Here is a 19,582-nt window from a genome sequence, read left to right as displayed (position 1 = left end):
GTCTTCACGGCGAAACCATCCGCCGTCCGGCTCTCGTCAGCCGCCCTCGGTCCAGTAACGGTTCAACCTCGCCACCGCTTCCTCCTTGGTGAAGGTCGCGACCTGCGCCTCCTCCAAGCCCACTCGGCTGATCAGCAGATGAACGAGTTCGGCGGGCAGCGCTTCGGCTGGCACCTTGGGCTCGCCCCGGTCGGGTCTGATCCCGTCGCGCGCACAAGACCAGAACGCGGGCTCGTCAACCTGCAGCTGATCACGGAGGATATGGGTCCAGATACCCGGACCGTAGGTGGTGCGATCGACGGGGTGAGAGATCCGGGTCCGCAACACGTGGCCATTGGTTAACACGAGCTCATAGGTGACGTGATGGGTTCCGGAGCGACCCCGGGCATCCCGTACCCGCTTCCAGTCCTCCACATGGCAGAACTTCTCGTGCGCCTGCCGGGTCGGCTGTGGCCAGTTCATTGTCCGGACCCGACCAGCCAATCGCGCAACTGGGGGTCGTCGCTGAGACTGACCAGTTGGACGAGACCCCAGTTGCCAGCGTGGTTGGGCGCGTCGAGCAGACGGTCCTGCCAGTCCTCGGCGTACTCGCGTAGGGCGACCACCATCTCGTCGAGGGCCTCCTCGAACGAGGCCCCGTCGGCAGCCACCGGCAGACCCGGAATGAAGACCGACCATCCGCCGTCCTCGGCGACGACCTGGGCCCGGGACGGGCAGACGGCGGCGAGGAAGAAGCGCAGTCGCTCACGGTCGACGAAAGCCGTCGTTCGGTTATCCCGCCGCACGGTGGCGACCCGACCCCGCTCGGCCGCGTCAAGCAGGTCCTTCAGGTGGGCCCGCGCCTCGGTGTAACTATCGAAATGGATGGCAGACATGGCAACTCCCCTACCCGCTCGAACACCGGAGCGCCGACATACGTACGTCAAGTACCTCACGTACTCAGTTAACGACCGTACCTCACTTTCGCTGCTGGTGAGAACGAGATCGGGGAGCCGGGCCGAAGCCCGACTCCCCGATCAGCGACTAACAGAATTCAGTTGTCCGTACCCGCTGGCCGGGTTCAGCTGCAGCCGGAGGTGGAGCCGCAGCCCTCGCAGACGTAGCAGCTGCCGGCCGGGCGCATCTTCGTACCGCAGGTGAAGCAGAGCGGCGCGTCGGCGGCCTTGCCGATCACCGCCTCCAGCAACTCGGTCGACGAGCCGACCCGCGGCGCCGGCTTGGCCGCCGCGACCTCCGTCGAACCGGTGGCCTTGACCGCGTCGGAACCGGTCTCGACCGCGTCGTGCTTCTCCTCCACCGGTGCCGACGCGGCCATCGCGGTCAGGTCCACCCCGGCCTCCGCGTCGGCCTCGGCGCGCAGCTGGGCGGCCCGCTCCTTGGCGGTGAAGATGCCCAGCTCCGCCCGCCGCTCGTAGGGCAGGAAGTCCAGCGCCAGCCGACGGAAGATGTAGTCCATCACCGAGGCGGCCATCCGGACGTCCGGGTCGTCGGTCATGCCGGCCGGCTCGAACCGCATGTTGGTGAACTTGCTGACGTACGTCTCCAGCGGCACCCCGTACTGCAGACCGATCGAGATGGCCACCGAGAAGGCGTCCATCACCCCGGCCAGGGTGGAGCCCTGCTTGGACATCTTGAGGAAGACCTCACCCAGCCCGTCGTCCGGGTACGACGACGCGGTCAGGTAGCCCTCGGCCCCGCCCACCGAGAAGGAGACCGTCTCCGACGGGCGCTTCTTCGGCAGCCGCTTGCGCACCGGGCGGTACTCGACGACCTTCTCGACGGTCTTCTCCGCCACGGCCGCCTGGACCGGTGCCGGCGCGGTGGCCTTCTCGGTCTTGGCCACCGACAGCGGCTGGCCCACCTTGCAGTTGTCCCGGTAGATGGCCAGCGCCTTGAGACCCAGCTTCCAGCCCTCGAAGTAGATCTTTTCGACGTCCTCGACGGTGGCCGCCTCCGGCATGTTGACCGTCTTGGAGATGGCACCCGAGATGAACGGCTGCACCGCGGCCATCATCCGGACGTGCCCCATCGGGGCGATCGACCGCTCACCCATCGCGCAGTCGAAGACCGGGTAGTGCTCGGTCTTCAGGCCCGGCGCGTCCACCACGTGACCGTGGTCGGCGATGTGCTCGACGATCGCCTCGACCTGCTCCTCCGGGTACCCGATGCTGCGCAGGGCGCGCGGCACGGTCTGGTTGACGATCTGCATCGACCCGCCGCCGACCAGCTTCTTGAACTTGACCAAGGCCAGGTCCGGCTCGACCCCGGTGGTGTCGCAGTCCATCATCAGGCCGATGGTGTTGTGGCTCACGAAGCCGGAGGCCACGTAGGTCACGTTCGCCGGCACCGAGAGGTCGTACGTCGGCTGGATGCCACCGTCCTCGTTCGCCGCGACCGTCTCGAACAGGTATCCGAGCGCCTGGCCCAGCCGGTCGTCGCCGGTCTCGGCGAAGATCCGCATCGCCACCGCCCGGGGCACCCCGCCGGTCTTCCGCAGCGACTGGACGACCGGGCCGCGCAGCTCGTGCCCGGCCGGCACCAGCAGGTCCCAGACCGGTGCGGGCAGGTGGATCCGGTCCCGGTTGCCGGTCTGGGTCGGCTCGACGACCAGCAGCCGGGCCTTACGGTCGCCGATGAAGCCGACGATCTCCTCGAACCCGATCGCGTGCTCCATGTTGCGCAGCCGGACCTGCCAGATGTCGGAGCCCATACCGCTGGTCGTGCGCCGGGTGGTCGTCGCCATTCCGAGCGTGAGCAGGAGCGTGCGCACCTCCGCGGCGAACGACTCCGTCGACGTCGAGACCGATGGCACGCCGGCCAGCACCGTCCCGTCGGCCTCGAAGAGGCCGCGCAGGAATGCCGCGTAGACGGTGACATCGTTGGTCTCCAGCAGGGCCGACGGGACTCGCGGAGTCCAGCCCTTGCCACCGTGGTCAGCGTGCGGCAGGACCTTCGCGAAACCGGCCGCCTGCCACCACCGGGCCAGCCGCACCGACTGCAGGGTCACCTCCTGGTAACCGGTCTGCGCCGTCACGACCGGTTCCAGGCCGAACAGCCCCTTGCCGAGCACCCGGAGCCGCTCGACGACGTCGAGGTCGGTGTCCGCCACGCAGAACCGGATGCCCTTGGCGTGCAGGCTGCCGTCGCCCATGAAGTAGCCCACCAGCTCGGCCAGGTCCGCGTCGACCTCGTCGGGCACGTGCAAACGACGGTCGTCGGTGTAGTACGCCTGGTCAAGCACCGGAAGCGGCACCCGTCGCGGCTCGCCGACCAGCGTGCCGAGCTGGATCGGCACCACGTCACCCGCGGCGACGTCCGCCATCCGCTTCCACACCCACTCACCGGACTGCGGGTCGACGACCTTGATCCGGTGGGCCAGGGTGCCCTGGATCCGGTACCCGCCGTCGGTCACCACGCGTCGAGTGGGTTCCTCGCCGTTGACGAAGAACTTCGTCGCCTGGCGAGCACCCTCGTCCGTGGAGACCCGCATGTCCAAGTCCTGCCAGCGGTCGCCGTAGACATCGCCGATCTCACCGAGGCGCATCAGCCCTCGGTCGGTGGTGACCATGGTGTCCGGAGTGAGGCAACCGGTGGGCGCCAGCACCGAGGCCTGCGAATTACGCCAGCCCGACTTCTCGCCGATCTTGTTGCCCTGGGTCCACTGCCGGGTCGCCTCCCGGACGATCGCGGTGGCCACCGGGCCGGCCGGCTTGATCTCGTCGTTGGCGGCGGCGTGCTTGCGCATCACCCGCTTGTGCGGCTCGGCGTTGCGGGCGTACCCGTCGTACGCGCCGACCACGCCGGCCAGCTCGGCCGAGCGCCGGTACGCCGTACCGGTCATCAGCGAGGTGATCGCGGCGGCCAGCGACCGGCCGTTCTCCGAGTCGTACGGCATGCCGCTGGCCATCAGCAGCGCGCCGAGGTTGGCGTAGCCGATGCCGAGCTGCCGGTAGGCGCGGGTGGTCTCGCCGATCTTCTCGGTCGGGAAGTCGGCGAAGCAGATCGAGATGTCCATCGCGGTGATGACGAACTCCACCGACCGGACGAACTTCTCCACCTCGAAGCCGCCGTCGGCGCGCAGGAACTTCATCAGGTTCAGCGAGGCCAGGTTGCAGGACGAGTTGTCCAGGTGCAGGTACTCCGAGCACGGGTTCGACGCGGTGATCCGACCGGTCTCCGGGCAGGTGTGCCAGTCGTTGATGGTGTCGTCGTACTGCAGGCCCGGGTCGGCGCACTCCCAGGCGGCCTGGGCGATGGTGCGGAACAGTCCCTTGGCGTCGATGGTGTCGATCACCGCGCCGTCGAGCCGGCCCCGCAGGTCGAACTTTCCGTTCTCCTCCACCGCCCGCATGAACTCGTCGGAGACCCGGACCGAGTTGTTGGCGTTCTGGTACTGGACGCTGACGATGTCGGACCCGCCCAGGTCCATGTCGAAGCCGGCGTCCCGCAACGCACGGATCTTGTGCTCCTCGCGGGCCTTGGTGACGACGAACTCCTCGACGTCCGGGTGGTCGACGTCCAGGATGACCATCTTGGCCGCCCGCCGGGTGGCGCCGCCGGACTTGATGGTGCCGGCCGAGGCGTCCGCGCCGCGCATGAAGCTGACCGGGCCGGAGGCGGTGCCCCCGCTGGAGAGCAGCTCCCGGCTGGATCGGATCCGGGACAGGTTGACCCCGGACCCCGAGCCACCCTTGAAGATCAGCCCCTCTTCCTTGTACCAGTCGAGGATCGAATCCATCGAATCATCCACAGAAAGGATGAAACATGCCGAGACCTGCGCAGGTGAGCTGGTTCCGACGTTGAACCAGACCGGCGAGTTGAAGCTGAACACCTGGTGCAGCAGCATCCAGGTCAGCTCGTGCTCGAAGATCTCGGCGTCGGCCGGGGAGGCGAAGTAGCCGTGCTGCTCGCCCGCCGCCCGGTAGGTCTTGACCACCCGGTCGATGAGCTGCCGCAGCGACCACTCCCGCTCCGCGGTGCCGACCGCGCCGCGGAAGTACTTGGTGGTCACGATGTTGGCCGCGTTGACGCTCCAGGACTCGGGGAACTCCACCCCGCGCTGCTCGAAGTTGATCGAGCCGTCCCGCCAGTTCGTCATCACGACGTCGCGGCGTTCCCACGTCACCTCGTCATACGGGTGTACGCCCTCGGTGGTCCACACCCGTTCGACCTTGAGCCCGGTCGGCCCGGTCGCCCGGTTCCGTCCCTTGCTGACTGTCACGCCATCCGCCGCCATACTCATCCGCCCCCTCGCGTGCGCGGTCGACCCGCCGCACATCCGTCATGATCAAAACAAAAGAATCCAGTTGGTACGGCCGGGCCCGCGATCACCCGTCGCCGGTTCCGGCGGCGGCGCCCTCGGCGGACCGCGTCCGGGCGGCCGCGGCGGCGCGCAGTTCCTCGATTTCCCGTTCGAAGTCCGCCAACGAGTCGAACGAGCGGTAGACGCTGGCGAAGCGGAGGTAGGCCACCTCGTCCAGATCGCGCAACGGGCCGAGGATGGCCAGTCCGACCTCGTGACTGGGCAGTTCGGCGGCGCCCTTGGCGCGGACCGTCTCCTCCACCCGCTGGGCGAGCAGGGCGATCGCGTCCTCGTCGACCGGCCGACCCTGGCAGGCCTTCCGCACTCCGCCGATGATCTTCGTGCGGCTGAAGGGTTCGGTCACCCCGCTGCGCTTGACCACGGCGAGCACCGGCTCCTCGACGGTGGTGAACCGCTTGCCGCACTCCGGGCAGGAGCGCCGGCGGCGGATCAACTGGCCGTCGTCGGCCTCGCGGGAGTCGACGACCCGGGAGTCGGCGTGCCGGCAGTACGGGCACCGCATGGCCGTTCTCCTCTCGTCGCCCCGGACGCCACCGGCCTTCCGGGCACGCGCCGACCCCGACGGCCGGTGCCGTCGGGCGACCGTCGCCGGTGTGGAGCCTACCGGAGAGCCTCGGGTGGTCGAACCCAACCTGTGGACGACTTACACCCGTGTGACTACTACATCTAGGGGTCGACGGTAGGCCGCGGGCCGGTCGTGGTCAAGTTGGCCGGCGTGTTGCCGACGTGCCGTGACTCACCCCCGGCGCGTCGTCACTCACCCAACACCGGGACCGGGCGGAGGGTTACCGGCGGGCCGGGAGCGCCAGCCGTTGACCGGGGTGCACGACGTTGTCGGGCAGCCCGTTGAGTCGCCGGATCTCGGCGATCGTGGCGAACGGGTCCCGGCCCGGCAGATGCCGCTCGGCCACCGACCAGAGCGTGTCGCCCGGCTGCACGACGGCGACCGGGTCCGGGCCGGGTGGGCCGCCGGCCCGGGAGGCGGGGGCGAGCACCAGCACCAGCCCGGTGAGCGACAGCAGGAAGAAGACGACCACCGCGACCCGCCCCCGCCGGGTCAGCCGCAGCCGACCACCGCCCGCCGTCGCCGACCTCCGCGCCCCGGACAGACCCGTCGCAGCCACGGCCACCTCCAAGATCGTACACCCGTTCTATCGAACGGACGTACGATGGTCTATCAGAACAGGCGTACGGATGTCGAGCTTCCGGCCACGACACGCCGAAGGCAGGTCGTACAGATGTTTGAAACTGACCGATCTCACCTATACGGTCATGAACAACCGGCGCCGACCGCCGCGGTGCGAACCGCGGCGGACCGGCACCGGGCGCACCGCAGCGACCAGCACGACAGCCAGCGCCACCGGATCCAGCAGCACCGGGCACTCACCGCCGAACCAGGGAGGACGGACGTGTCGACCGACGACCGCACGAGCCGGCAGAAGCAGCCGCACCCGAGCGCCGCCGCCGAGGCGGGCGCCACTGCCGCGCGCCGTCGGGGCGCCACGCGAACCCGCAACGCGCCGCCCGCGGTGCGCTCGGTCACACCGGTGGTGAGCACCTTCCCCGACCTGGTGACCGCCGATCTGACCGCCCGGCAACGACGGATCCTGGAGTTCATCCGGGACTGGGTGGAGCGCTACGGCTACCCGCCGAGCGTGCGTGAGATCGGCGAGGCGGTCGGCCTGGTCTCCCCGTCCAGCGTTGCCTACCAGCTCAAGGAGCTGGAGCGGAAGGGCTTCCTGCGGCGCGACCCGAACCGGCCCCGGGCGGTCGACGTCCGGCCGCCCAGCGATCTGGTCGACGACGAGGCCGCCCGGGCCCAACGACCCACCCCGGCGTACGTGCCGATGCTCGGCCGGATCGCCGCCGGTGGCCCGATCCTGGCCGAGCAGGCGGTCGAGGACGTCTTCCCCCTCCCCCGCGAGCTGGTGGGCGAGGGCGAGGTGTTCATGCTCCAGGTCAAGGGCGACTCGATGCTCGACGCGGCGATCTGTGACGGTGACTGGGTGGTGGTCCGGCAGCAGCCGACCGCCAACTCCGGCGAGATCGTCGCGGCCATGCTCGACGGCGAGGCGACCGTGAAGACCTACCGGCGTCGGGACGGGCACGTGTGGTTGATGCCGCAGAACCCCGCCTTCGACCCGATCGCCGGGGACGACGCCACCATCATGGGCCGCGTCGTGGCGGTGCTGCGCCGGATCTGACCGCGCCGACCGAAGGCGGGCACGGCCACCCGTGCCCGCGCCGTCGGCTCAGCGGTACCCGTCCCGTCCCGGTCCGGTAGCCGTCCGTCGGCTCAGCGGTACTCGTCGTCGTAGCCACCACGCCCCGGCGGCGGTTGTCGGCGCGGCCCGCCGCGGTCGCCCTGCGGACCGCCGGGCGGCCGTCCGTTGACCGGGCCCTCGTCGTGGTACCGGCCGCGAGGTCCGCCGCCGCCGTACACATTGCCACCGGGACCGCCGCCCTGGTCACGGGGCTGTCCGCCGCCGTAGACGCCACCGGCCGGGCGCGTGGCGCCACCGCCGCCGTAGACCCCGCCCGCGGGCTTGCCGCCGCCGTAGACCCCGCCGCCACCCGGCCGACCGGCACCGGCCGGACGGCCGGCACCACCCGGTTCGGGGTGGTTCGCCGGTCGGGCGCCGGGCTGCCCCCAACCGCCGCTGTCCTCGGGCCGCCCCCAACCACCGCTGTTCTCGGGCCCGCCGCGGGCCGGGGCCGCCCCGCCGCGGGCCGGGGTGACCGGCGGGGGCGGTGCCGAGCCAGCCGCCGCGCCCGTCGACCGGTCGTCCTCGCCGGGTTCCTCGGCCCGCCGCTTGCGGGCCCGCATGATGCCGAAGATGCCGACACCGACCAGGATCGCGCCGAGCAGGCCGACCGCTCCGATCAGGTACGTGATGTCCTGCAGCGTCAGCGAGCCCAGGAACGAACCCTTCGACCCGGACTTGCCGGCGGTGGCCTCGACGTTGACCGGCGCGGTCGCCGTGGTCGGCTGGTAGGTCAGGATGTTGACCTCGGCTTCGTCCCCCAGCGTCCCCGCGTCGGAGACCGTCACGTACGAGGCACCGTCGGCGGAGTAGGCGATCGCCTCGCCGAACGGGTCGGCCAGCGCCGTCACCCGGGGCGTACCGGTGGTGATCGCCTTCACGATGTCCCCGCCCGCGACGTCGTACTCGAACGCGTCCGAGTACGTGCGCAGCACCACCTTGCTGCCGTCGGCCGACCGGGTGGCGCCGGTGATGGCCAACCGCCCGGCCGCCTGCAGCGGGTTCTCCGTGGTGGTCTTGGGCAGCGTCACCTCGCCGGCCTTCTTCATCGGGACCGGATCGGTGTTGTCCGTCTTCAGCGCGGCGGTCGGGGTGAACACCTCGGCCTTGCCGGTGGTCTTGGTGATGATGATCGGCGTACCGTCGTCGGCCATCAGCAGCGCCTCGGCGTCGCGCGGCTTGCGTTCCGGATAGCTGAGCCGGTGCAGCACCGGCTTCTTCGACCCGTCGGCGGGCATGCTCCACAGCGCGACGCTGGTCCGCCGGTCGCTGCTGGTCGCGTTGTCGCCGATGTCGGCGATCCAGAGCGTCTTGCCGTCCGCCGACAGGGCGAGGTCCTCGGTGTCCCGCGGCCCGTTGCCGCTGTACTCGACCGCCTTGGTGACCTTGCACTTGGCGTCGAGGAAGAAGACCCGCTTGCGGTTCGCGATCTCCGTACCGTCGTTGATCACGATGTAACCGGTCTTGGTGGCCACCAGCCCGGACAACTCCCGCAACCGGGCGTCGGTGACCTTGCAGACCTTCTGCCCACCGGCAGCCGCCCGGCCGGCCAGGGCCGGACCGGCCGGCCCGGCGACCGGACCGGCCGCGGCGGCGCTCGCAGCGAACGGAAGATTCGCGACGGTAAGGCCGAGAACCATCATGATCGAGGAGACACCGCGCCGCATGGGCCCAGTGTCGCACGGCGCGCCCGTGCGGCGAGGTACCGGTGATCGGTCACCGGGACGCGCGCGAGGCTCCCGCCACCCGGTCCGGCTCCGACCGGTACGGAGCGAGTTCGGCCGCCAACGCCTCGTCCACCCGGACGTGCAGCACCGTCCCGGCACCGGTGTGGCTGGTCGAGAGCACCTCGCCCCGCCGGTGCACCCGGGCCACCAGCTCACCCCGGTCGTACGGCACGACGGCCCGGACCTCGATCGGAGGCCGGGGCAACCGGTCCTCGATCGTCGCCCGCAGTTCGTCGATTCCCCGACCCGCCCGGGCGGACACGAACACCGCCTCCGGCCAGGCCCGCTTGAGCCGCAGCAGGGTTTCCTCGTCCGCCGCGTCGGTCTTGTTGACCACCAGCAACTCCGGCAGCCGGTCCGCGCCCACCTCGGCGAGCACCTCGCGGACGGCACGGACCTGCTCCTCCGGATCCGGGTGCGCCCCGTCCACCACGTGCAGCACGAGATCGGCCTCGGCCACCTCCTCCAACGTGGAGCGGAACGCCTCGACGATCTGGTGCGGCAGGTGCCGGACGAAGCCCACCGTGTCGGACAGCGTGTAGACCCGCCCGTCGGACGCCTCGGCCCGCCGGGTGGTCGGGTCCAGGGTCGCGAACAGCGCGTCCTCCACCAGCACCCCCGCCCCGGTCAGCCGGTTGAGCAGGCTGGACTTGCCGGCGTTGGTGTATCCGGCGATCGCCACCGCCGGCACCGCGTTGCGGGACCGCCGGGACCGCTTGGTCTGGCGGACCGTACGCATGGACTTGATCTCACGGCGCAGCCGGGCGATCCGGTGCCGGATCCGGCGCCGGTCGGTCTCCAGCTTGGTCTCACCCGGGCCACGCACACCCACGCCGCCGCCCGCGCCACCACCGCGGGCGCTGCCGCCGCTCTGCCGGGACAGCGTCTCGCCCCAGCCACGCAGCCGGGGCATCAGGTATTCGAGCTGGGCCAGCTCGACCTGGGCCTTGCCCTCCTTGCTCTTGGCGTGCTGGGCGAAGATGTCCAGGATCAGGGCGGTCCGGTCGACCACCTTCACCTTGATCCGCTGCTCCAGGTTGCGCAGCTGCGACGGGGACAGCTCGCCGTCGCAGATCACCGTGTCCGCGCCGGAGTCGAGCACGATCGCCCCGAGGGCGTCCACCTTGCCCCGGCCGATGTAGGTGGCCGGATCGGGGCGGTCGCGCCGCTGGATCAGCCCTTCGAGCACCTGCGACCCGGCCGTCTCGGCGAGCGCGGCCAGCTCGGCCAGCGAGTTCTCGGCGTCCGTGACGGAGCCCTCGGTCCAGACGCCGACCAGGACGACCCGCTCCAGCCGCAGTTGTCGGTATTCGACCTCGGTGATGTCGGTGAGCTCGGTGGAGAGACCGGCGACCCGGCGCAACGCCTGCCGGTCCGCCAACTCCAACTCGCCGGTGGTGGCGTCGAGGTCTTCGTCCGCCGACCGGACGAAGCGCTCCTGGTCTCGCAAGCTGATCTCCCGTCAGTCCTGGTGATGACGGATCAATCGTGACACGCCGGTCCGCCCGCCGCACCCGCATATCGGGCCGATTCTGTCGGCGCCGGTCGATCCGGCCGGCCGGTCGACCGGCTCGGCGGGCCGGTCAGCGGGCTGCCCGGCACCCCCCTGACGTACGGGCCCGTCCGGCGGCGGGGAAGAATGCGAGATCGATCCGCACCGCCGCGGACGACGACACCGGAGGGAACACGTGGCGATCACCCGCCTGCCGAGCGCCGGATTCTCGATCACGATCCGGATCAGCGTCACCGCCGACGCGTCGGCCATCGGCCGGTTGACCACCTGTGTCGGCGAGGCCGGCGCGATCGTCACCGCCCTGGACGTGGTCGACTCGGACGCCACCCAGGTGATCGTCGACCTGACCTGCGACACCGCCGACGCCGCGCACGCCGACCAGGTGGTCAAGGCGCTGACGGGGCTGGACGGGGTCAATGTCCGGAAGGTCTCCGACCGCACCTTCCTGCTGCACCTGGGCGGAAAGATCGAGGTCAGCCCGAAGGTCGCCCTGCGGAACCGGGACGAGCTGTCCCGGGCGTACACCCCCGGCGTCGCCCGGGTCTGCCTGGCGATCGCCGAGAATCCCGACGACGCCCGCCGGTTGACGATCAAGCGGAACACGGTCGCGGTGGTCTCCGACGGCAGCGCGGTGCTGGGCCTGGGCAACATCGGGCCGGCCGCCTCCCTTCCCGTGATGGAAGGCAAGGCCGCCCTGTTCAAGCGGTTCGGCGGGGTGGACGCCTGGCCGGTGGTGCTGGACACCCAGGACACCGACGAGATCGTGTCGATCGTGCGGGCCATCGCCCCGCAGTACGGCGGGATCAACCTGGAGGACATCGCCGCGCCGCGGTGCTTCGAGATCGAGGCCCGGCTGCGGGAGCTGCTGGACATCCCGGTCTTCCACGACGACCAGCACGGTACCGCGATCTGCGTGCTGGCCGCGCTGACCAACGCGCTGCGGGTGGTGGGCAAGCGGCTGGCCGACGTCCGGGTGGTGGTCTCCGGTGCGGGCGCCGCCGGTACGGCGATCATGAAGCTGCTGCTCCGCCAGGGCGTGGGCGACATCATCGCGTGCGACCGGCAGGGCGCCCTGCACCGCGGGCTGGCCGACCTGAACCCGGCCTGGCAGTGGCTGGCCGAGAACACCAACGCGGCCAACTACGCGGGCGACCTGGCCGGTGCGGTCCGAGGCGCCGACGTCTTCATCGGGGTGAGCGCCCCCAATCTGCTCACCGGGGACGACATCGCCACGATGGCCCCGGACTCGATCGTCTTCGCGCTGGCGAACCCGGATCCGGAGGTCGACCCCCGGGATGCGCGCAAGCACGCCGCGGTGGTGGCCACCGGCCGGTCCGACCAGCCCAACCAGATCAACAACGTGCTCGCCTTCCCCGGTGTGTTCCGCGGCATGCTCGACGCGCACGCCGAGGAGTTCACCGAGGAGATGGCGATCGCCGCCGCGCAGGCCATCGCGGACGTGGTGGGCGAGGACAAGATCAACCCGACGGTGATCGTGCCGAGCGTGTTCGACCCACGGGTGGCCCCCGCGGTGGCCGCCGCCGTCCGGGCCGCCGCGCAGAGCCCGGCCCCACGGCCGGCGGCCGATCCGGGTCCGGTGGACCTGCCGGAGATCGCCCAGGAGGCGGCCGCCCCGGCCAGCCCGCTCGCCGACTGACGCCGGACCAGGCCGGGAACGCGGATCAGGCCGGGAACGCCGCCGGGTCGAGTTCGCCGTGCGCGACCAGCACGGCCGGGCCGGCGAGCCAACCGCTGTCGGCACCGACGGTGACGGTCAGCCGACCGCCCGGCACGTCGACGGCCACCACGCCGGTGTCCAGCCCGGCGTCGCGCAGGGCGACCGCCGCGACGGCGCAGGCCCCGGAGCCGCAGGCCAGGGTCTCGGCCGAGCCCCGTTCGTGGACCCGCATCCGGACGTGCAGGTCGGCGCCCCCGACCGGTTCACCCGGTGTGGTGAACTCCACGTTCACGCCGTCCGGGAAGGTCGCCGGGTCGAATCCGGGCGACCGGGTGAGGTCCAGGTCGGCCAGTTCGACCCCGCCCGGCAGCGGGCAGACCAGATGCGGGTTGCCACAGTCCACCGCCGTACCGGGCAGGGTGAGCTGACCCAGGGTCGCGGTGCTCCGGTCGTACACCCGGGGTCGGCCCAGGTCGACGGCGATGGTGTCGCCGTCGATCCGGGCGCGCACGACGCCGGCCCGGGTGGCGATCGGGAGATTGCCGGCGGTGGCCTCGGCCAGGCCGGTGGTGAGCAGGTAGCGGATGAAGACCCGGACCCCGTTGCCGCACATCTCGGCGGTCGAGCCGTCGGCGTTGCGGTAGTCCATGAACCACTCGGCGGCGCCCGCGTGGTCGACGGCCTCCGGGTGTTTCGCCGACCGGACCACCCGCAGCACGCCGTCGGCGCCGATCCCCCGGTGCCGGTCGCACAGCGCCGCGACCTGGGCGGGCCCGAGCGTCAACCGTCCGTCCGGGTCGGGCAGGATCACGAAGTCGTTGCCGGCGCCATGGCCCTTGCTGAACCGCATCCCGCCATCATCCCCGAACCGCCCGCAGCGCGTGCAGCGCGGCCTCGACCAGGTCCGGCCGGGCGGCGTCCAGCCAGTCGATCCGCTGGTCCCGGCGGAACCAGGAGCGCTGCCGGCGGACGAACCGCCGGGTGGCCCGGACGGTCTCGTCCCGGGCCTGTTCCTCGGTGAGTTCCCCGTCGAACAGCCGCAACACCTGCTGGTAGCCCAGCGCCCGGCCGGCGGTCCGGCCGGTCCGCAAGCCCCGCCCGACCAGCCGGTCGGTCTCGGCCACCAGACCGTCCGCCCACATCCGGTCCACCCGCCGGGCGATCCGCTCGTCCAGTACGGCGGTGTCCAGGTCGACGCCGAGCTGCACCGCCCGGTAGTACGGGCGGGGCTCGGGCAGCGCCGCGGTGAAGGGTGCCCCGGTCAGCTCGATCACCTCCAGGGCCCGGACGATCCGCCGGCCGTTGCCGGGCAGGATGGCAGCCGCCGCGGCCGGGTCGGCGGCCCGTAGCCGGTCGTGCAGCACGGCCGGGCCGACCAGGGCCAACTCCGCCTCCAGCCGGCCGCGGACCGCCGGGTCGGTGCCGGGGAAGTCGAACTCCTCCAGCACCGCCCGGACGTACAGGCCGGAACCGCCGACCAGCAGCGGGACCCGACCCCGGGCCCGGATGTCGTCCACCGCGGCCCGGGCCGCCCGCTGGTACTCGGCCACGCTGGCCGGCTCGGTGACGTCCCAGATGTCCAGGACGTGGTGCGGCGTTCCGGCCCGCTCGGCGACGGTCAGCTTGGCCGTCCCGATGTCCATCCCCCGGTAGAGCTGCATCGAGTCGGCGTTGACCACCTCGCCGTCGAGTTCCCGGGCCAGCGCGAGGCTCAGCGCGGACTTGCCCGCCGCGGTCGGTCCGACCACGGCGACGACCGGCGGGCTCATCCGCGTTCCCAGCTGGCGACGAGATAACCGACGCCGTACGGCGCCGCGTGGTAGGACAGCTCCGCCCGCCACCGGCCACCGGCCGCCCGTACCGCGCGGGCCAGGGCCTGCCAGGACGACCGACCGGCGACCCGCAGCTCGGCGGCCGGCCCGGGGGCGGTCAGCGCCAGCAGGGCGTCGGCGTCGGCGGTGGCGAGGGCGGCGGCCACCGCCGCGTCGTACGGCTCGGCGCGCGGATCGAAGTTCCCGGGGGCGTCGGGCCCGCGGCAGGCCGACCCGTCGCCCAGCACCAGCATCGCCCACGGCCCACCGTCGGCCGGGCCACCGAGCGGGCCGTCAGGCCCGTCGTCGGCCAGCCCGACCATCTGGTACGTGACCGGGTGCCCGGACCGTCCGGCGGCCCGCCACCGGTCGACCCGGCGACGCAGCAGCCAGGTGCCGACCAACAGGCTCAGCGGCAACGCCGGCCGGTCCCCGATCGGCGGGACGTCGGCTGGGTCGACCGCGGCCGAGTCCGCGCCGAGGCCGACCTGGACGGGCGCTCCCCAGGGGGCGAACGTACCGACGAAAGGGAAATAGTGCTCACGGGTGACGCGATCGCCACCGACGACCACCAATCGCCGCGCGCCCGACTCCCAGAGCCGGTCCACGGCCGCGTCGCAGGCGGTCCGGAGATCGTCCAACTCGGGCGCCGCGGCACCCGCGATCTCGGGCACCAGCAGGGGCGGATGTGGGCAGACGGCGGCGGCGACCAGTGGCACGCCCTTACGGTAACCGGCGCGGCCCGGTCGCCCTGCGGCGCGCGCCCCGGGATCGACCGCGCGGCCCGTAGGACACCGTATGGTCACGGTCACGGACAGGCGCTCGACGCGGACGGGGTGGCACCTGTGACAATGCCGAGGAGAAACTTCGCTGCAACATGACTGCGCCGTGGCGGCGGTCGAGCGGGCGGAACGGCCCGTTCGGACGCCGGGAGAACGAGGACTGAGAAGATGAGCGACTGGACTGCCTTCGGACGGGTGGACGAGGACGGCACCGTCTACGTCAAGACCGCCGACGGCGAGCGGGTGGTCGGTTCCTGGCAGGCGGGCGCGCCGGAGGAAGGCCTGGCTCACTTCGCCCGCCGCTTCGCCGACCTGGTCACCGAGGTCGATCTGACCGAGGCGCGACTCAACTCCGGGGCGGCCGACGCGGGGCACTCGTTGACCACCGTGCGCCGGATCCGTGCCTCGTTGGCCGAGGCGCACGTCGTGGGCGACATCGACGCGCTCGCCGCCCGGCTGGACAAGATGGCCATCCTGGCCGAGGAGAAGGCCGGTGAGGCCAAGGCCGCCCGGGAGACGGCCCGCGCGGAGGCCCTGGCCCGCAAGACCGCGCTGGTCGAGGAGGCCGAACTGTTGGCGGCCGAGTCCACCGGTTGGAAGACCGCCGGTGACCGGCTCAAGGAGATCCTTGAGGAGTGGAAGGCCATCCGCGGGGTCGACAAGAAGACCGACGGCGAGCTGTGGAAGCGGTTCGCCGCCGCCCGGGACGGCTTCACCCGCCGGCGTGGCGCCCACTTCGCCAGCCTCGACGCCCAGCGCAAGCAGGCGCAGTCCGCCAAGGAGGAGTTGGTCGCGGAGGCCGAGTCGCTGGCCGAGTCGACCGACTGGGGTGCCACGGCCGGCCGGCTCAAGGAGCTGATGACCCAGTGGAAGGCCGCGCCGCGGGCCTCCAAGGAGGCCGAGCAGAAGCTCTGGGAACGGTTCCGTGCCGCCCAGGACGGCTTCTTCTCCCGGCGCAGCGAGGTCTTCTCGGCCCGCGACTCCGAGCAGCGCGCCAACCTGGAACGCAAGCAGGCGTTGCTGGCGGAGGCGGAGGCGGTCGACGTCGACGCCGACCCGCGGGCGGCGCAGGCCAAGCTGCGGGAGATCCAGGCCCAGTGGCACGACGCGGGCCGGGTGCCCCGGGAGGCCGCGGCCGGGCTGGACCGCCGGATGCGGGCGATCGACGAGAAGGTCCGCCAGGCGATGGACACCGCCTGGCGGCGTACCGAGCCGTCGGCCAACCCGCTGCTGGCCCAGATGCGTGACCAGGTCGCCGAGGCGGAGCAGCGGCTCGCCCGGGCCCAGGCGGCCGGCGACACCAAGCGGATCCGCGAGGCGGAGCAGGCCCTGGCCGCCAAGCGGCAGTTCCTCCAGTTGGCCGAACAGACCAGCTGACCGACCGTCCCGGCCCGGCCCGCCGATGCGGGCCGGGTCGGCGGGTGTCTCCGGTGAACCGCCGGCGACGGCTCAACCGGCGGTTTCCGGGCCGAGCGCCGCCAGCTCGGCCGGACTGGCGTTGCCACCGGTGCAGACCACCGCCACCCGCTGACCGGCGAAGGCGTCGCGGTGGTCCAGCAGCGCCGCCACTCCGGCCGCTCCGGCCCCCTCGGCGAGGGTGTGCGCGTGGCTGGCCAGCAGCCGCTGGGCGACGCCGATCCGCTCGTCGGTGACCAGCAGGAAGTCGGCCAGCCGCGACCGCATCATCCGCTGCGGAAGGTCAAAGCCGCGACCGGTGGCCAGTCCCTCGACCCGGGTCAGGTTGGGCCGGGTGACGCAGGCGCCGGCCCGCCACGAGTCGTGCGCGGCCGGTGCCGCCGCGGACTGCACCGCCACCACCCGGCAGGACGGCGCCAACGCCGTCGTCACGACCGAGGCCGCCGCCGCACCGGTGCCGCTGCCCACCGGTACGACGATCGCGTCCAGATCCGGCACCGCCGCCACGATCTCCAGGTACAGCGTGCCGACCCCGGCGATCAACTCGCGGGTGTCGCCGGGGCTCACCAGGTGCATCTTCTCGGTCCGGGCGAGGTGCTCGGCGTGCTCCTGCGCCCCGGCGAGATCGGCACCGTGCAGGACCGCCTCCGCGCCGAGCGCCCGGACGGCCCGGACCTTCGCCGGATTGGCCTCGGCCGGCATGACCAGCACACACCGGACTCCCAGCGCCGCGCCGGCGTACGCCAGGGACTGCGAGTGGTTGCCGGTGGAGAAGCTGACCACCCCCCGGCTCCGGTCGGCCTCGGACAGCCCGGCGAGGAGGGTCATCCCGCCACGTACCTTGAACGCGCCGACCGGCTGGGCGTTCTCGTGCTTGACGTACACGGTGGCGCCCAGTTCGGCGTTCAGCGCGGGATACGTCCACATCGGGGTCGGGGGCAGGTGCGCGGCGAGCAGCCGGCGGGCGGCCAGCACCTCCGTGATCGTGACAGGTTCCATGCCGTCATGGTCACCTGGCGGGTCGGGCCGGTCCAGCGCCAATTCCCGGTCGGAGGCCCCGCGCAGCCGGTGGCGATCCGACCGGGGGCCGTCCGCCCACCGGCCGGCGGACGGTCCGCCTCCCGGCGGGCGTTGACTGCGCCATCGACGTCGATCACACTGGTCGGCGGAGCCAGGGCAACACCACGTGTTCGGGGCGGTGCGGGACGATCCGTCACCGGTCCCCGCGGTCGACGGTCGCGTACGCGGTCGTCGCCGGCGACGTCGCGCCGTCGCCGTGCAGTCCCCTCTTCCGTGGGCACCGGTCCGTCGCGGCGGACCGGACATCCGTGAAACGGAGCTCTGGCACATGACACGCACACCCAGGTCGACGGCGCTCGCCGTCGCGCTGGCCGGCGCGCTGGTGGCCGCCGCCGGCGCGCTGGCCGCCCCGATCCTGACCGGTACGGCCAGCGCCGCCCCCGGCGGCACCGGCACCGGATACCTGCACACCGACGGCAACAAGATCGTGGACAGCACCGGTGCCACGGTCCGGCTCACCGGCATCAACTGGTTCGGCATGGAGACCGACAACAAGACCTTCCACGGTCTGTGGTCGAGCAACCCGTGGCGCGGTCAGATCGACACCATGGCCAGGTTGGGCTACAACACGCTGCGGGTGCCGTACTCCGACGACGCGCTGAAGCCGGGCGCCGCGGCCACCAGCATCAACGACTACGTCAACCCGGACCTGATGGGCCTGAGCCCGCTGCAGATCCTGGACAAGGTGGTGGACTACGCCGGCAGCAAGGGGATGCGGATCATCCTGGACCGGCACCGGCCCACCGCGGCCGGTCAGACCGCTCTCTGGTACACCTCCGCGGTGCCGGAGAGCACCTGGATCGCCAACTGGAAGTCGCTGGCCCAGCACTACGCCGGCAACACCACGGTGATCGGCGCCGACCTGCACAACGAGCCGCACGCCGAGGGCACCAACCCGGCGGCCACCGGCTCCTGCTGGGGTTGCGGGGACACCGCCCGGGACTGGCGGTTGGCGGCCGAGCGGGCCGGCAACGCGATCCTGTCGGTGCAGCCCAACTGGCTGATCTTCGTGGAGGGGGTGAGCTGCCCCAGCGGCGGCCTGTCCAACGTGTGGGACAACGACCCCAGCAACGACGAGGACTGCGGCTGGTGGGGCGGCAACCTGTCCAAGGCGGGCCAGTTCCCGGTCCGGCTGAACGTCGCCAACCGGCTGGTCTACTCCCCGCACGAGTACGCGACCTCGGTCTACCACCAGGCCTGGTTCGACGACCCGACGTATCCGGCGAACATGCCGGCCATCTGGGACAAATACTGGGGTTACCTGTACAAGCAGAACATCGCGCCGATCATGATGGGCGAGTTCGGGACCACGATGCAGGACCCGAAGGACAAGGTGTGGTTGGAGAAGCTGCTGGCGTACACCGGCACCGGCGTGACGGGGATGTCCTTCACGTACTGGGCGTGGAACCCGAACTCGGGTGACACCGGCGGCATCGCCAACGACGACTGGACCACCGTCAACCAGGCCAAGCAGTCCATCATCTCGCCGTACCTGATCCCGCCGACCGGGGGTGGCGGACCCACCGGCGGACCCACCGGCGGACCGACTGGCGGACCGACCGGCGGACCGACCGGCGGACCGACCACCCCGGCGCCGTCCGGCGGCTGCACGGCCAGCTACCGGCAGACCAGCGCCTGGCAGGGTGGTTTCCAGGGTGAACTGACCGTCAAGAACACCGGCAGCGGCACGCTGAACCCGTGGTCGGTGACCTGGACCTGGCCGTCCGGGGTGACCCTGGGCAGCGGCTGGAACGCCACCGTCACGCAATCCGGCGGCACGGTCACCGCCGCGGCGCCGAGCTACGCGTCGTCGCTGGCGGCGGGCGCGTCGGTGACCGTCGGGTTCACCGCCAACGGCACGGCCTCGGCGCCGGCCGGCGTGAAGCTCAACGGCGCGGCCTGCTGACCGGCCCGTCCGGCTCGAACCGGCGGCCGTCACCGATCGGGTGACGGCCGCCGATTACATTGACGGTCATCTTTTATTTACA

The 19,582-nt window shown here is 71.8% G+C and carries 14 protein-coding genes and 3 pseudogenes; 4 read left to right on the top strand and 13 right to left on the bottom strand.

Annotated features, from left to right (window positions below; genetic code table 11):
• Window positions 1-36 precede the first annotated feature (36 nt).
• The 7 genes and pseudogenes from ACFOX0_RS04875 to ACFOX0_RS04845 all read right to left on the bottom strand — a co-directional run bounded on the left by ACFOX0_RS04875 (window position 37) and on the right by ACFOX0_RS04845 (window position 6,453).
• The gene (locus tag ACFOX0_RS04875) at window positions 37-462 is read right to left on the bottom strand and encodes a hypothetical protein (RefSeq protein WP_377542284.1); all 426 of its coding nucleotides are present in this window, start codon (window positions 460-462) and stop codon (window positions 37-39) included.
• Entirely contained in the window at window positions 459-875 is a 417-nt protein-coding gene (locus ACFOX0_RS04870; RefSeq protein WP_377542283.1) for a hypothetical protein, read from the bottom strand. The genes ACFOX0_RS04875 and ACFOX0_RS04870 overlap by 4 nt, the downstream gene beginning before the upstream one ends.
• A 185-nt stretch (window positions 876-1,060) precedes the next feature.
• Window positions 1,061-2,302: pseudogene (locus ACFOX0_RS04865) on the bottom strand (TSCPD domain-containing protein); the annotation flags it as partial.
• Between the two features lie 24 nt (window positions 2,303-2,326).
• Window positions 2,327-3,151, bottom strand: a pseudogene (locus tag ACFOX0_RS04860) (LAGLIDADG family homing endonuclease); the annotation flags it as partial.
• A 429-nt stretch (window positions 3,152-3,580) separates the two neighbouring features.
• Window positions 3,581-5,236, bottom strand: a pseudogene (locus tag ACFOX0_RS04855) (vitamin B12-dependent ribonucleotide reductase); the annotation flags it as partial.
• Between the two features lie 91 nt (window positions 5,237-5,327).
• The gene (nrdR, locus tag ACFOX0_RS04850; protein WP_377542282.1) at window positions 5,328-5,825 is read right to left on the bottom strand and encodes a transcriptional regulator NrdR; all 498 of its coding nucleotides are present in this window, start codon (window positions 5,823-5,825) and stop codon (window positions 5,328-5,330) included.
• A 283-nt stretch (window positions 5,826-6,108) separates the two neighbouring features.
• Complete coding sequence (locus ACFOX0_RS04845; RefSeq protein ID WP_377542281.1) at window positions 6,109-6,453, bottom strand: LysM peptidoglycan-binding domain-containing protein; 345 nt, start codon at window positions 6,451-6,453, stop codon at window positions 6,109-6,111.
• 279 nt (window positions 6,454-6,732) lie between these two features.
• On the opposite strand from ACFOX0_RS04845, the gene lexA reads away from it, so the two are divergent.
• Entirely contained in the window at window positions 6,733-7,527 is a 795-nt protein-coding gene (gene lexA, locus ACFOX0_RS04840) for a transcriptional repressor LexA (protein ID WP_377542280.1), read from the top strand.
• Window positions 7,528-7,619: 92 nt separating this feature from the next.
• Here lexA and ACFOX0_RS04835 read toward each other — a convergent pair whose 3' ends face one another.
• Together ACFOX0_RS04835 and hflX are read right to left on the bottom strand one after the other, a co-directional pair.
• Window positions 7,620-9,254, bottom strand: coding sequence for a hypothetical protein (locus tag ACFOX0_RS04835; RefSeq protein WP_377542279.1), 1,635 nt, complete (start codon window positions 9,252-9,254; stop codon window positions 7,620-7,622).
• A gap of 49 nt (window positions 9,255-9,303) precedes the next feature.
• Window positions 9,304-10,764 (bottom strand): GTPase HflX, encoded by a 1,461-nt coding sequence (hflX, locus tag ACFOX0_RS04830; protein WP_377542278.1) that lies wholly within the window; start codon window positions 10,762-10,764, stop codon window positions 9,304-9,306.
• Between the two features lie 238 nt (window positions 10,765-11,002).
• On the opposite strand from hflX, the gene ACFOX0_RS04825 reads away from it, so the two are divergent.
• Window positions 11,003-12,484, top strand: coding sequence for an NAD-dependent malic enzyme (locus ACFOX0_RS04825; RefSeq protein ID WP_377542277.1), 1,482 nt, complete (start codon window positions 11,003-11,005; stop codon window positions 12,482-12,484).
• Between the two features lie 25 nt (window positions 12,485-12,509).
• Here the strand turns inward: ACFOX0_RS04825 and dapF are convergent, their stop codons facing one another.
• The 3 genes from dapF to ACFOX0_RS04810 are packed head-to-tail and all read right to left on the bottom strand — an operon-like array spanning window position 12,510 to window position 15,035.
• Window positions 12,510-13,355, bottom strand: coding sequence for a diaminopimelate epimerase (gene dapF, locus ACFOX0_RS04820; protein ID WP_377542275.1), 846 nt, complete (start codon window positions 13,353-13,355; stop codon window positions 12,510-12,512).
• A 7-nt stretch (window positions 13,356-13,362) separates the two neighbouring features.
• Complete coding sequence (gene miaA, locus ACFOX0_RS04815) at window positions 13,363-14,274, bottom strand: tRNA (adenosine(37)-N6)-dimethylallyltransferase MiaA (protein WP_377542274.1); 912 nt, start codon at window positions 14,272-14,274, stop codon at window positions 13,363-13,365.
• A complete protein-coding gene (locus ACFOX0_RS04810) occupies window positions 14,271-15,035 on the bottom strand; it encodes a hypothetical protein (protein ID WP_377542272.1) in 765 nt (254 codons plus the stop codon). Before ACFOX0_RS04810 ends, miaA begins: the two co-directional genes overlap by 4 nt.
• Before the next feature lie 231 nt (window positions 15,036-15,266).
• Here ACFOX0_RS04810 and ACFOX0_RS04805 point away from each other — a divergent pair, with 231 nt between their 5' ends.
• Window positions 15,267-16,475 carry a DUF349 domain-containing protein gene (locus ACFOX0_RS04805; protein ID WP_377542271.1) on the top strand — a complete coding sequence of 403 codons (1,209 nt, stop codon included), beginning with the start codon at window positions 15,267-15,269 and terminating at the stop codon, window positions 16,473-16,475.
• Between the two features lie 72 nt (window positions 16,476-16,547).
• On the opposite strand, the gene ACFOX0_RS04800 is transcribed toward ACFOX0_RS04805, so the two are convergent.
• Complete coding sequence (locus ACFOX0_RS04800; protein ID WP_377542270.1) at window positions 16,548-17,513, bottom strand: threonine ammonia-lyase; 966 nt, start codon at window positions 17,511-17,513, stop codon at window positions 16,548-16,550.
• A gap of 349 nt (window positions 17,514-17,862) precedes the next feature.
• Here ACFOX0_RS04800 and ACFOX0_RS04795 point away from each other — a divergent pair, with 349 nt between their 5' ends.
• Window positions 17,863-19,500, top strand: coding sequence for a cellulase family glycosylhydrolase (locus ACFOX0_RS04795; RefSeq protein ID WP_377542268.1), 1,638 nt, complete (start codon window positions 17,863-17,865; stop codon window positions 19,498-19,500).
• Window positions 19,501-19,582: the final 82 nt, after the last annotated feature.

This window comes from Micromonospora zhanjiangensis, assembly GCF_042650605.1.
Classification (GTDB): domain Bacteria; phylum Actinomycetota; class Actinomycetes; order Mycobacteriales; family Micromonosporaceae; genus Micromonospora_J; species Micromonospora_J zhanjiangensis.
Note: the sequence above shows the minus strand (reverse complement) of the source record. Positions and strands in the feature narration are given on the sequence as shown.